Source organism: Roseomonas alba, from assembly GCF_019430885.1.
In the GTDB taxonomy this organism is placed as follows: Bacteria; Pseudomonadota; Alphaproteobacteria; order Acetobacterales; family Acetobacteraceae; genus Neoroseomonas; species Neoroseomonas alba.
Genome location: NZ_JAHYBZ010000003.1, coordinates 537,649 through 550,251 on the forward strand (window position 1 = coordinate 537,649; position 12,603 = coordinate 550,251).

11 protein-coding genes are annotated in these 12,603 nt (G+C 70.5%); 7 read left to right on the top strand and 4 right to left on the bottom strand.

What is annotated here, in order from left to right:
- Nucleotides 1–105: 105 nt before the first annotated feature.
- Complete coding sequence (locus KPL78_RS11185; protein WP_219763017.1) at nucleotides 106–663, bottom strand: histidine phosphatase family protein; 558 nt, start codon at nucleotides 661–663, stop codon at nucleotides 106–108.
- A gap of 121 nt (nucleotides 664–784) precedes the next feature.
- Here KPL78_RS11185 and KPL78_RS11190 point away from each other — a divergent pair, with 121 nt between their 5' ends.
- The 5 genes from KPL78_RS11190 (at nucleotide 785) to aqpZ (ending at nucleotide 5,379) form a co-directional block, all read left to right on the top strand.
- Nucleotides 785–1,450 carry a Tim44/TimA family putative adaptor protein gene (locus tag KPL78_RS11190; RefSeq protein WP_219763018.1) on the top strand — a complete coding sequence of 222 codons (666 nt, stop codon included), beginning with the start codon at nucleotides 785–787 and terminating at the stop codon, nucleotides 1,448–1,450.
- Between the two features lie 79 nt (nucleotides 1,451–1,529).
- On the top strand, nucleotides 1,530–2,864 hold the full coding sequence (gene mltA, locus KPL78_RS11195) for a murein transglycosylase A (RefSeq protein ID WP_219763019.1): 1,335 nt from the start codon (nucleotides 1,530–1,532) through the stop codon (nucleotides 2,862–2,864).
- 62 nt (nucleotides 2,865–2,926) lie between these two features.
- Nucleotides 2,927–3,952, top strand: a complete 1,026-nt coding sequence (locus tag KPL78_RS11200; RefSeq protein ID WP_219763020.1) for an NAD-dependent epimerase/dehydratase family protein — start codon at nucleotides 2,927–2,929, stop codon at nucleotides 3,950–3,952.
- Nucleotides 3,952–4,590, top strand: coding sequence for a TetR family transcriptional regulator (locus KPL78_RS11205; protein WP_219763021.1), 639 nt, complete (start codon nucleotides 3,952–3,954; stop codon nucleotides 4,588–4,590). The genes KPL78_RS11200 and KPL78_RS11205 overlap by 1 nt, the downstream gene beginning before the upstream one ends.
- An 81-nt stretch (nucleotides 4,591–4,671) precedes the next feature.
- On the top strand, nucleotides 4,672–5,379 hold the full coding sequence (aqpZ, locus tag KPL78_RS11210; RefSeq protein WP_219763022.1) for an aquaporin Z: 708 nt from the start codon (nucleotides 4,672–4,674) through the stop codon (nucleotides 5,377–5,379).
- Between the two features lie 386 nt (nucleotides 5,380–5,765).
- Here aqpZ and rsmI read toward each other — a convergent pair whose 3' ends face one another.
- Nucleotides 5,766–6,596, bottom strand: a complete 831-nt coding sequence (gene rsmI, locus KPL78_RS11215; protein WP_219763023.1) for a 16S rRNA (cytidine(1402)-2'-O)-methyltransferase — start codon at nucleotides 6,594–6,596, stop codon at nucleotides 5,766–5,768.
- 140 nt (nucleotides 6,597–6,736) lie between these two features.
- On the opposite strand from rsmI, the gene KPL78_RS11220 reads away from it, so the two are divergent.
- Both KPL78_RS11220 and KPL78_RS11225 read left to right on the top strand, forming a co-directional pair.
- Nucleotides 6,737–7,792 carry a penicillin-binding protein activator gene (locus tag KPL78_RS11220; protein ID WP_219763024.1) on the top strand — a complete coding sequence of 352 codons (1,056 nt, stop codon included), beginning with the start codon at nucleotides 6,737–6,739 and terminating at the stop codon, nucleotides 7,790–7,792.
- An 8-nt stretch (nucleotides 7,793–7,800) separates the two neighbouring features.
- The gene (locus KPL78_RS11225) at nucleotides 7,801–9,189 is read left to right on the top strand and encodes an ATP-binding protein (protein ID WP_219763025.1); all 1,389 of its coding nucleotides are present in this window, start codon (nucleotides 7,801–7,803) and stop codon (nucleotides 9,187–9,189) included.
- Nucleotides 9,190–9,387: 198 nt separating this feature from the next.
- Here KPL78_RS11225 and KPL78_RS11230 read toward each other — a convergent pair whose 3' ends face one another.
- Together KPL78_RS11230 and KPL78_RS11235 are read right to left on the bottom strand one after the other, a co-directional pair.
- Complete coding sequence (locus KPL78_RS11230) at nucleotides 9,388–10,725, bottom strand: LLM class flavin-dependent oxidoreductase (RefSeq protein WP_219763026.1); 1,338 nt, start codon at nucleotides 10,723–10,725, stop codon at nucleotides 9,388–9,390.
- Nucleotides 10,722–12,302, bottom strand: coding sequence for an ABC transporter substrate-binding protein (locus KPL78_RS11235; RefSeq protein WP_219763027.1), 1,581 nt, complete (start codon nucleotides 12,300–12,302; stop codon nucleotides 10,722–10,724). Before KPL78_RS11235 ends, KPL78_RS11230 begins: the two co-directional genes overlap by 4 nt.
- Between the last annotated feature and the right edge of the window lie 301 nt (nucleotides 12,303–12,603).

Genomic DNA, 12,603 nt, shown 5'->3' on the forward strand with positions numbered 1-12,603 from the left:
TCGCCGTGATCGCGGTCGGAGGGGCGCCGCCCCTCCGGCTCCGCTACGCGGAAGCCAGAACCGCCTACGTCCTCGGTGCACCCCGCCTGAGAGGCGCCTCCCCCTTCACGGATGCTTCCACGGCACCAGCGCCGGCCCTGGCGCCGTCGGGTCCACGCGCAGCATCTCTCCATTCGTCACGCTGCGGCCCGTCAGCGCCATGATGAACCCCCAATGCGAGACCACCAGCGTGTGCTCCCAGCCATCCAGCGCGGCCATTTCCGCGCGAAACAGTCCGGCGCGGCCTTCGACCTGGACGGCGGGCTCCTCCTCGGGCGGCCACCAGACTTCTTCGAGATGGGCGAAATCCACCTCCGGGAAGGTTTCAGCCAGGAAGGTCCGGGGGCTGCCGACGTCGCAGGAGAAGGCATAGCGTTCCCGCACCACCGGGGTGATGGTCAGGGGCAGCCCGAGCCGCTGGGCCGTCGGCAGCGCGGTCTGGATGGCGCGGCGATAGGGGGAGACGAGGATGCGGCGGATGTCCTCCCGGCCCAGCGTCTCGGCCGCCGACCGGGCCTGCTCGTGGCCAAGCGGTGTCAGGACGGGGTCGGCGATGCCAGGATCCCTGCGCGTCTGGGTGAAGAGGAGGTTGAACTCGCTCTGGCCGTGGCGGAGGAGGATCATCCGGCGCTTCCCTGCAACATCACCTTCCGCGTAGCCGGCCGGAAAGCCGCCGGCAACCTGAAGCGGTTCATGTTGCGACGAGACCCCGGCCGCCCTAAGTGAGAAAGATGAGGAGAGTGTCATGACTGGCGGCCTGCCGATTGATCTGATCCTGTTCGCGATGGTTGCGGCCTTCCTGGTGCTGCGCCTGCGCAGCGTGCTGGGCCGCCGCACTGGCTTCGAGCGTCAGCCGGGCGAAGCCACGCCCGGCGCCGCCGTGCCGCCCGCCGCGCGGGAGGCGGAGCTGCCGCCCCCGCCCCAGGCGGGCGCCGCGATGCGCGCCCTGCCTGACCCGCGTTCGCCACTCGGCCAGTCGCTGATGCGCATTCGTGGCGTCGACCCGGCCTTCGAGCCCGGCGCCTTCCTGGGCGGCGCCGAAGGTGCTTTCCGGATGATCGTCCAAGCCTTCGCAGCCGGCGATCGCGACACGCTGCGCAACCTGTTGTCCGAGGAGGCCTTCGCCGGCTTCGACCAGGCGATTTCCGCGCGCGAGACGGCCGGTGCGACCCAGCGGACCGAGCTGCGTGCGATCCACGACATGGCGATCGAGGAAGCCGAGCTGAAAGGCACCATCGCCGACATCACCGTGCGCATCGTGTCGGATCAGGTGAACCTGACGATCGCACAGGACGGGTCGATCGCCGCGGGTGCGGAGGCTGTGACGGAAATCACGGACCTCTGGACGTTCCAGCGCGATCTTCGGTCGTCCGATCCCACCTGGAGACTGGTGGGAACCCGGTCTGCCTAGCCCAGGACCGGGGCGCCCGCGACTTTCCTACAGCCCCCGGAGAGTCGCGGCGCCGGCTGGGCAGAGGTATAAAACGACCATGTCACGGACGGCCCAAAACGGCCGCGCGGCGCCGGCTGCGGCCATCCTGCTGTCGACCCTGCTGCTGGGCGGGCCGGCCAGCGCGCAGGATGGCGCCGCGCCCGCCGCGGCACCCGCCCCTCCCGCCACGGAAGGCGCGCAGCCCCCGTCCCTGCGTCCTGCCGCCTTCAGTGAGTTGCCCGGATGGGGCACTGACCGCCAGGCCGAGGTACTCCCCGCGCTGCTCGCCTCCTGCGGTGCGCTGCGGCCGATGCGCCCGGAAACGCCGCTGGGCGGCCAGGGCGAGGCGGCGCTGCGGGCCGGCACCGCCTTCGCCTGGCACGGCATCTGCGCCGACATGCGGGAACTCGCGCGCGCCCTGCCACGGCCCCCGCGTTTTGCGCCCAACGCGCCGCGCGGCCCGCTCTATCGCCGCCGAATGGCCGCCTGGGAGGCCGAGCGCAACGACATCGTCCGCGCCTATATCGAGGCGCGGTTCGAGGTCTTCGCGATCGGCGCCGGCCTGATGACCGGCTACTATGAACCCATCCTGCGCGGTGCGCCGGCGCAGGATGAGGTCTTCCGCACCCCGCTCCTGGCCCGGCCGCCGGAGCTGGTCGAGCAGCCTGTCGCCGGCAATCCGCTGCGCCGACGCTTCGGGATGATGGTGGAAGGGCGACTAGAACCCTTCTTGCCCCGCTCGGCGATCGACACCGGCGCATTGGCCGGGCGCGGGCTGGAACTCGCCTGGGTGGACGATCCTACTGATGCTTTCTTCCTGCAGATCCAGGGCTCGGGCCGCGTCATGCTGCCGGATGGGCAGATGATGCGGGTCGGCTACGCCGGGCAGAATGGCCAGCCCTATGTGCCCATCGGCCGCGTGCTGATCGAACGCGGGGAACTGACGCGCGACCAGATGTCGATGCAGGCGATCCGCGCCTGGCTGACCGGCGTCGGGCATGACCGCACGAACGAGGTGCTGCGTGCCAACCCGTCCTATGTCTTCTTCCGGGTCGTCGATGGCCTGACGCCGGACCAGGGGCCGATCGGTGCCATGGGGGTGCCGCTGACCCCGGGGCGCAGCGTGGCGGTGGACCGGACCTTCATCCCGCTCGGGACGCCGATGTTCGTCTCCGTGCGGGACCCGATGGCGCGGCGGGGCGTGGAACCCACCGGCCGGCTGGTGGTGGCGCAGGATACCGGCGGCGCCATCCGGGGGCCGGCGCGCACCGACTACTTCTGGGGCTGGGGCCCGGAAGCCGGCGAGCGCGCCGGGCGCATGCGCGACGAAGCCGAGGTCTTCATCCTGCTGCCCCGTGCCGATGAGGTCGCAACGGCCCCGCAGGCGCAGTAGCGGCCGACGTGCATGGACTCTCCTCCCCGGCAGGGCAAGGATGCCGGCCGGAGGAACCGCCTGTGCCTGACCTGCCCGCGACCATTGCCGACGAGTCCGCTCTCGAAGACCTGCTGTCACGCCCTGATCCGGCGCTGGTATCGGATCTGGCCGTGGTGCCGGGCGACATCCTGGTCCTGGGCGCGGCCGGCAAGATGGGCCCGACGCTCTGCCGCCAGGCGAAGCGGGCCGATCCGTCGCGCCGCGTCATCGCCGTGGCACGCTGGTCGGAACCGGGGCTGCGCGCGCGCATGGAATCCTGGGGCATCGAATGCCTCGCCGCCGACCTGATGGACCGCGACGCCCTGGCCGCCCTGCCGGATGCACCGAATGTCGTCTTCATGGCCGCGATGAAGTTCGGCGCGACGGGCAACGAACCGCTGACCTGGGCCATGAATGTGCTGCTGCCGGCGATGGTGGCGGAACGCTACGCAGCGTCCCGCATCGTTTTCTTCTCGACCGGCAACGTGCAGCGGCTGGTGCCCATCCTCTCCGGCGGCGCAACCGAGGACATGCCGCCGGCGCCGATCGGCGACTACGCGGCCTCCTGCCTCGGGCGGGAACGCGTCTTCCAGCATGCCGCAGCGACGCGCGGCACGGCCTGCTTCGGCATCAGGCTGAACTACGCGATCGACCTGCGCTACGGCGTGCTGCACGACGTCGCGACCAAGGTTCTGGACGGCAAGCCGATCCCGATGGCGATGGGCCATGCCAATGTCATCTGGCAGGGCGATGCCAATGCCTGGACGCTGCGCGCCCTGGCGCGTGCCGAACCCACCTGCCCCATCCTGAACGTCACGGGACCGGAGACGGTGTCGATCCGCTGGGCCGCGCAGCATTTCGGCGCCCGCTTCGGCAAGGCGCCGATCCTGGAGGGCACCGAGGCGCCGGACGCCCTGCTGTCCAACGCGGGCCGCGCCTTCGCGACCTTCGGCTATCCCACCGTGTCGCTGATGACGATGCTGGACTGGGTGGCGGATTGGGTGGCCCATGGCAGACGCTCGCTCGGCAAGGCCACCAAATTCGAAGTGCGGGATGGCCGGTTCTGATGGAGGAACATGCGCCACGGCCGCTCTCGGCCCGCGCCGCGGCGACACGGCAGCGCATCCTGGATGCGGCGCTCGCCGAATTCGCCCTGAATGGCCTGGCCGGCGCGCGGGTGGACGAGATCGCGGCGCGGTCCGGCGCCAACAAGCGTATGCTCTACGCGCATTTCGGGTCGAAGGAGGAACTCTGGCTGACCGTCCTGGAACGCGCCTATGCCGCCAAGCGCGCCGAGGAGCGCGAAGTCGACGTCGAGCACCTTGCCCCGCCCGAGGCGATGGCCCGTCTGGTGCGCTTCAACCTGCGCTACACCGCCGCCCATCCCGAATTCGTCGCCCTGCTGAACCAGGAGAACATCCATCGCGCCGCCTATCTGCAGCGCAGCGGCGCGGTGCCGGCACTGTATTCGCCGCTGGTCGACAGCCTGCGCGCGGTGCTCCAGCGCGGCGAGGAGGCCGGGATCTTCCGCCGCGACGTCGATCCGCTGCAACTCTACGTGACCATGCTCGCGCTCGGGCATTTCTGGGTGGCGAACCGGCACACGCTTTCGACCATCTTCGGCCAGGATCTCGGCACCGAGGCGGCGCTCGAAGCGCGCGAACGCCATGCGGTGGAGGTCGTCCTTGGTTATTTGCGCCCCTGATCTGCAACTTGCCCAATACAGTGGCAGACTCGGATCGAGATGCTATCGTTTTGCCTGCGCCAAAACTGAAGGAGTGCGCGCATGGCCCCCAAACTCGCCGCCGAGTTCGTCGGCACCCTGTGGCTCACGCTTGGCGGATGCGGGTCCGCCGTCCTGGCGGCGGCCTTCCCCGAGGTCGGCATCGGACTGCTGGGTGTGTCCTTCGCCTTCGGCCTCACGGTGCTGACCATGGCCTACGCCATCGGCCATGTCTCCGGTTGCCATCTCAATCCGGCGGTGACGCTCGGCTTGGTGGCCGGCGGGCGGTTCAAGGCGGCCGAGGCGGTGCCCTACATCGTCGCGCAGGTGCTCGGCGCGATTGCCGGGGCGTACATCCTCTACGCCATCGCCAGCGGCAAGCCGGGCTTCGAGGTCGGCGGCTTCGCAGCGAACGGCTTCGACGCGCATTCGCCGGGCGGCTACAGCATGAACGCCGCGCTGATCTGCGAATTCGTGATGACCTTCTTCTTCCTGGTCATCATCCTGGGCGCGACGCATGGCAGGGCGCCGGCCGGCTTCGCGCCGATCGCGATCGGCCTGGGGCTGACGCTGATCCACCTGATCAGCATCCCGGTCACCAATACCTCGGTGAACCCGGCGCGCAGCACGGGGCCGGCGCTGATCGTCGGCGGCTGGGCGCTGCAGCAGCTCTGGCTGTTCTGGGTGGCGCCGATTGTCGGTGCGGTGGTGGCCGGGATCGTCTCGCGCAGCCTCTGGCCCGATGATACGACGCTGATCGAAGGGCGCTGAGACCCTGTCTGGAAACGCCCCATGTGGCGCGTTTCCGCCTGCGGCGCCGACCTGGGTTCGGCGTCGCGACAGCGCGGCGTGCGGGCGCCCGAGGTGATAGCCACCCTGGTTACCCGGACACGTCCGCCGTTGCCGATGGAGGGGCCTTGCGCCCGAAAGGCGCTGGGAGGGCGGAAAGTGACCTTCGCGGCCAGCACCACCAGAATCCGGTCCAGGAGATCCAATCCCCTGGCGGGGTGGTTCGGAGGGTCAGAGGCCCTCCGATCTTCGCCCGCGGCAGCAGGCGGATCCCCAGGAACGCCTTGCGGCTTTTGACTGCCAGAGATGGAACGGGCAAAGCCCCTTCCGGTTCGCACCTCCGCGCCAAGCCAGGGCCCCCTTCCGGCTCACGCCCCGGCCAGCGCCAGCGCCCGCGCATACACATCCCGCTTCCGCAGCCCCGTCGCCGCCGCCACGCTTGCCGCCGCGTCGCGCAGGCTGAGTCCTGCGGCGAGCGCGGCGCGCAACCGGTCGTCCAATTCCTCCGGTCCCGCCGCTTCCTCTGCCGCCGGCCCAACCACGAGGCAGATCTCGCCCCGCGCTTCCGCGGTCGCGTAATGTGCCGCGAGCGCGCCCAACGTGCCGCGCCGCACCTCCTCGAACCGCTTGGTCAGTTCCCGCGCCACGGCGGCCGGCCGGTCGGCGCCGAGGGCCTCCGCCATCGCGGCCAGGGTCTCGGCCAGCCGATGGGGTGCCTCATAGAAGACCAGCGTCGCCGAGAGGCCCGCCTTCTCGATCCCGCGCAGCCGGCCGAGTTCCGCCCCGCGCGGCCCGCTCTTCGCCGGCAGGAAGCCCAGGAACAGAAAGGGATGCGGCGGCAGACCAGAGAGTGACAGCGCCATCACCGCCGCGTTCGGCCCGGGCACGGCGCTGACCGTAACGCCGGCCTCGATGGCCGCGCGTACCAGGCGGTAGCCGGGATCGCTCATCAGCGGCGTGCCGGCATCCGAGACCAGGACGAAACACTCGCCCGACTTCATGCGTTGGACCAAGCGAGGGGCTTGCGTCGCCTCATTGTGATCGTGCAAGGGGATCATGGTCGCCGCGACGCCTTGCCGCGCGAGCAGGCCGCCGGTCACCCGGCTGTCCTCGCACAGCACGGCGTCGGCGGCGCTGATCGCTGACAAAGCGCGGGGCGACAGGTCGCCGAGGTTGCCGATCGGCGTGGCGACGAGCACAAGACTTGGCCGACCAGCCGGATCAGGGGGAGGATCCTCGCACCGTGTCTCTTCTGTCTCGCCTTCGCCTCCCACGTCGCGCCTCCGTGCCCGTCCTGGCGGCCCTTGTGGGCCTGTCGGCCTGCGCGCAGCAAGCGTCAGTGGCGGTCGGCTCGCGCCAGCCGCTGCAGGAACCGCCGCGATCGCGCATCGCGCTGCTGCTGCCGCTGTCCGGGCCGCAGGCCCCGCTCGGCGCGGCCATGGAACAGGCCGCCGAGCTCGCCCTGTTCGAGCGCGGCAATCGCAACGTCGATTTCCTGCCGATGGATACCGGCGGCACGGCCTCCGGCGCCGCTGCGGCCGCGCGGCGGGCCAGTCAGGAAGGCGTGCGCGTTATCGTCGGGCCACTCACCGCGGCCGAGACCTCCGCGGCCTCCGGCCCCGCGCGGGCGGCGCGCATCCCGATTCTCGCCTTCACCAACGATTCCGCGCAGGCCGGATCGGGCGTCTGGACGCTAGGCGTCACCCCAGCCCAGCAGGTCCGCCGCGCCATGGGCGCGGCACAGTCGGCGGGCGCGCGGCGCTTCGCACTCGTTGCCCCGGACAATGCCTTCGGCCGGGTGCTGGCCGCCGCGATGCGGACGGAGGCCAATACCTGGGGCCTCACCGATCCCGTCATCCTGCTGCACAGCGCGCGCGCGAATCCCCCCACGGTGGCGCAGGACCTCGCCAGCCGCGCGCCCGGCGGGCTCGATGCCATCATGATCGGCAGCACCGGCGCGACGGCGCGCGCCATCGCCGCGGCACTCGGCCCGGCGGGCTTCGCCGAACCGGCGCCGCGCCTGCTCGGGCATGCACTCTGGGCGCAGGATGCCGGCATGGGGCAGGAACCGGCCCTGGTCGGCGCGCTGTTCGCCGCGCCCGACCCGGACAGCCGCGCCCGCTTCGATGCGCGGTATGAGGGCGCCTTCGGGGAACGGCCACCACGTCTCGCCGGCGTGGCCTATGATGCCGCGGGGGTCGCCACGCGTGTGGTGCTGACGCCGCGCGGCCAGGCCGGCCCGAATACCGGCGAGGTATTCGATGGCGTCGACGGGCCGATCCGCCTGCAGCCCGACGGGATCGTCCAACGCGGCCTCGCTCTCTTTTCAGTCGAGGCGATGGGCGAGCCTCGCATGATCGAGTCAGCGCCGCGGCCCGGCAGCGCCGGATCCTGACCCCCGCCATGACCGGAGAGCAGCCGCGCCTTGGCGCCTGGTTGCGCTCGACCGCGGTGATCTGTGGCGTGCCCGCGGCTGCGCTGCTGGTGCTGATGGGAACGGGCGCGCTGGCGTTCTGGCCCGGCGTCGTCGCGCTGGTCGCGACGATCGGCGCCGCGGCCGCGGTGGCACGGCTTTGGCTTGGCAATCTGAGCCGGCTGGCGGCGCGCATCCGTGCGGCTGCGGCCGGCGGGGCGGTGCCGGACCTGCCGGCCTCCCCGCTGCTGCCTTCCGTGCAGGCGGTGGCCGACGGCGTCACGCGCCTCGCGCGCAGCCTGGCAGAACGCGGCGCACAGGTGGAACGGCTCCGCCGCGCCGACGCCGCCATCATCGAGACCCTGCCCGACCCGCTGCTGGTGCTGTCGGCCGAGCGACTGCCGCTGCGTGCCAACCGTGCGGCGCGCGAGGCGCTCGGCGCACCGCCCCAGGGCACGAGTCTGCCGCCCGCCGACGCCGCCGCGCTGCTGCGCCACCCGGCGCTGGCCGAGGCGCTGGACCGGGCGCTGGCCACCGGCCAGCCGGCCGTCGCGGACCTGTCCCTGCCGGTGCCGGTGCCGCGCGAACTGATGGCGCAGGCCATTCCCCTCGACCCGCCTCTGGCCGATGGCGGTTGCGTTCTGGTGCTGCTGTCCGATCGCACGCGGGAACGCGCGGTTGAGCGCACCCGCGCCGATTTCGTCGCCAACGCGAGCCACGAGCTGCGCACGCCGCTTGCCAGCCTGATCGGCTTCATCGAGACGCTGCGCGGCCCGGCCGCCGACGATCCCGCCGCGCAGCAGCGCTTCCTGACCATCATGGCCGAGCAGTCAGACCGCATGCGTCGGCTGATCGACGATCTGCTCGGCTTGTCGCGCATCGAGATCGCTGAGCATCAGGCGCCGTCCGGCCGGGCCGATCTCGCGGCCATCGCGCAGGCGGAGGCGGATGCGATCGCGCCGCAGCTCGCGGCGCGTAAGGTGCGTCTCAGCCTCGATTTGCCGGCGGCGGCGCCGGCCCATCCCGCCGATGCCGATCAGGCGGCGCAGGTGATCCGCAACCTGCTCGACAACGCCATCCGCCATGGGCGCGAAAGCGGGGAGATCCGCCTCTCCGTCGCCGCCGCGCCGGGGCGGGACGGGCGCAGCGGGTTCCTGCTGTCAGTCGCGGACGACGGGCCGGGCATTCCACGCGATCACATCCCGCGGCTGACGGAACGCTTCTACCGAGTGGATAAGGGACGGTCGCGCAAGGCCGGCGGGACGGGCCTCGGGCTCGCGATCGTGAAGCACATCGTGAACCGGCACCGCGGGGAACTGATGATCGAGAGCGAGGAAGGCGTGGGGACGACCTTCCGGGTCTGGTGGCCCGGGGGGTGAACGCCCCGCCAGAGGCCACGGGGCGCGTGGAAGCCGATATGCGGCGCCGTGCGCCGCTGTCAGGTCGGCATTCCGGAATGCCCGCCCCCTGGTGGGGCGATCCGGAGGAGTAACAGACCGTTTGAAAAGTCCGGCACCGGCCCTGGAAATGCGCCGATCGGCGCATTTCCAACCGGCTCTAAGGCCCTTCCGGTTTCCCTACGCGGCGAAGCGGTTCGCCGGGATCGGGATGCCGAGGCTGTCGCGCAGCGTCGTGCCCGGATATTCGGTGCGGAAGAGCCCGCGCCGCTGCAGCTCCGGCACCACCAGCCGCACGAAATCCTCGAGCGGCCGCGTGTAGAAGGGGAACAGCAGGGTGAAGCCGTCGCAGGCTTCGGCTTCCAGCCATTCCTGCATCTTGTCAGCCACCGATGTCGGCGTGCCGACGACCAGCTGGTGCCCCAGCGAGGTGCCGAGATACCGCGCCACCTGGCGAATTGTCAGGTTCTCGGCCCGCGCCTTCGCCACCAGATGATCCTGCCGCGCCTTCGCCGCGTTGGATGGCGGCAGGTCCGGCAGCGGACCGTCGATCGGATAGGCGAAGATATCGAGGTCGCCGCACAGCCGGGCGAGAAGCCGCATCGCGTTCTTCTCGTCCATCATGTCGCCGAGCTCGCCGGCGATCTGGTCGGCCTCGTCCTGCGTCTCGCCGAGGATGGTCATGAAGCCGGGCATGATCTTCACATGATCCGGGTTGCGGCCATGGTTCACGGCGCGCGACTTCAGCTCGTCGTAGAAGGCCTTCCCTTCGCTCACGACCGACTGCGCGGTGAAGATCATGTCGGCGCAGCGCGAGGCGAGCTTCCGCCCGTCCTCCGACGACCCTGCCTGCGCGATGACCGGCCGCCCCTGCGGCGAGCGCGGCAGGTTCAGCGGCCCGCGCACCGTGAAGAACTCGCCCTTGTGGTCGAGGATGTGACCCTTCGACGGATCAAGATACCGCCCCGACGCCTTGTCGCGGATGAAGGCGCCGTCCTCGAAGGAATCCCACAGGCCGGCGCAGACGTCGAAGAACTCCTCCGCGCGTTCGTAGCGGTTCGCGTGATCGGGGTGCTTCTCATAGCCGTAGTTGAAGGCCTCGTCCTCGATCTGCGAGGTGACGAGGTTCCACCCCGCACGCCCGCCGCTGATGTGATCGACCGATCCGAAGCGCCGCGCGACCGTGTAGGGGTCGTTGTAGGTCGTGGTCGCGGTGGCGACCAGGCCGATGTTTTTCGTCACCGGCGCCAGCGATGCGATCAGCGTCGCCGGCTCGGGAAACACCTGGCGGCCCATGCCCGGCCGCCACGGCCCGGCGCCGTCGAGATTGGCGCTGCCGTTCACCGCCGCCGTGTCCTGGAAGAACAGGCAGTCGAGGCAGCCGCGCTCGGCGGTCTGCGCCATCTGCACATAATGCGCGAAGGACATGTCGCTCTCGGCGACCGCACGCGGATGGCGCCAGCCAGCGGAATGACTGCCCGGCGTGAAGAAGAAGGCGCCCAGATGTAGCTGCTTCATGGTGCTGCACGAACCTCGGTGGCCATGGTGTATTGATCGGCGCGCGGCGTCATGGTGAGGCCCCGGCGCAGGCCCCAGGACGCGCCGACGTGGAAGATGGGGACCAGCGGCAGGTTGTCCGCCACCCAGCGGATCGCCTCCTGCGTGTCGGCCTCGCGCTTCGCCGGATCGAATTCGCTGTCCACGCGGTCGAGCAGAGCATCGAGCTGCGGATTCGAATAGCGCGTGCGGTTCCAGCCGCCATGCGCGCGCGCCGCATTCGGCGTGCGGATCAGCGCGGTCAGCGCCTCGGACGCGATGCCGGAGGAGGAACCGAACATCGACAGGTGCGCGGTCAGTTCCGGCGCGCCGCCCGGCGTCAGCGTCGCACTGCGGCGCAGATAGATCGGCATGGGCAGCGCCTCGACCGTCGTGCGGATGCCGATCGCCGTCAGCATCTGTCCGATCGCCTGGCAGGTGCGCGCATCACCCGCGAAGCGGTCCTGCGTACAGTGAATGGTCATGGCGAAGCCCTGCGGATCGCCGGCCTCGGCCAGCAGGGCACGAGACCGCGCGGGATCATAGGCCGGCACCGGCATCTCCGGCACATGGCCAATCAGCCCCACCGGGGCGATCTGCCCGGTCGCCGTCGCACCGCCTTCCATCACGCGGTTGGCCAGCGCCTCGCGGTTCAGGGCGTGGGAAATGGCCTGGCGCACGCGCAGGTCGCGCAGCGGATTCTGCGGCAGCGGCTGGCCGTCGAGGCCGGTGATGTTCGGCACCTGGTCGCTCATGCTGTCCAGGTAGAAATAGTGGGTGAAGACGGAATCGGTCTTGATGAGCTGTGTCGCCGCATTGCCGCTGATGCGCGCATGCAGCCCGGTCGGCACCGTGTCGATCACGTCCACATCGCCCGCGAGCAGCGCCGCGACGCGTGCGCTGTCATTGGGAATGAAGCGGATCTGCACGCGTTCCCAAGGCTCGGGCGTGCCGCGCCAGTTCGGGCTGCGTTCGAAGGTCACGTCCTGCTGCGGCGTCCACCGCACCCAGCGATAGGGGCCCGTACCGATCGCGGCGCGACCGCCGTTGAAATCGGCATCCTGTGCACCCTCTGCCGCGCGCGCGCTCACCATGGCAATGCCGACAAGGAAGTCCGGCTGCAGCGGCGTGGGCACGGTGGTGCGCACGATCAGCGTATGGGCGTCGGGTGTTTCGACCGTCGCAACGTTGCGCACCGCCGCGGCGTAGGTGCGCGGCCCCGTCGCCGCCTTGGCGCGCAGGATGGAGAAGGCCGCATCCGTCGAGGTGAACGGTGTCCCGTCATGAAACACCGCATCGCGGCGCAGCGTGAACTCCCAGGTCAGCGGATCGACCGAACGCCAGGACGTGGCCAGCAGTGGATGCGGACGCAGCGTCGCGTCCTGCGTCACGAGCGTTTCCCATACATGCAACTGCGCGTTGCGGTTGGGTGTGAAGGACTGGTGCGGATCGGTGCCATCCATCGACGCCTTGAAGGCGATTCGCAAGGTCTGCGCCTGGGTGGCGGATGCGCTTGCAAGCAACAGCACAGCAGCAAGGGCTGGGCGGAGGCGGGGCATGGCCAGATCTCCAGATAGGCGGAGTCGCGACCCCGACGGCCGCGGCGGTTCCGACGCGGCGGGCCAGCAATCGGCATGCCAGGGGAGGGGTTGGGATTCGATCCTGGGCTGTGGGACCGAGAGGGGCTTTGCCCCTCTCGGGCTCACCCCACCAAAGGCCACAGGGCCTTTGGAAACCGATACCTGGCGCAAGGCGCCATGGTCAGGATGGATGCGGAAGCGCGCCCTTGCGCGCGGAACGTGTTCGAGCGCCCGCACCGTGCGGTGTCATGACGGATGGCGCGATGGGCACGGCGCGTGT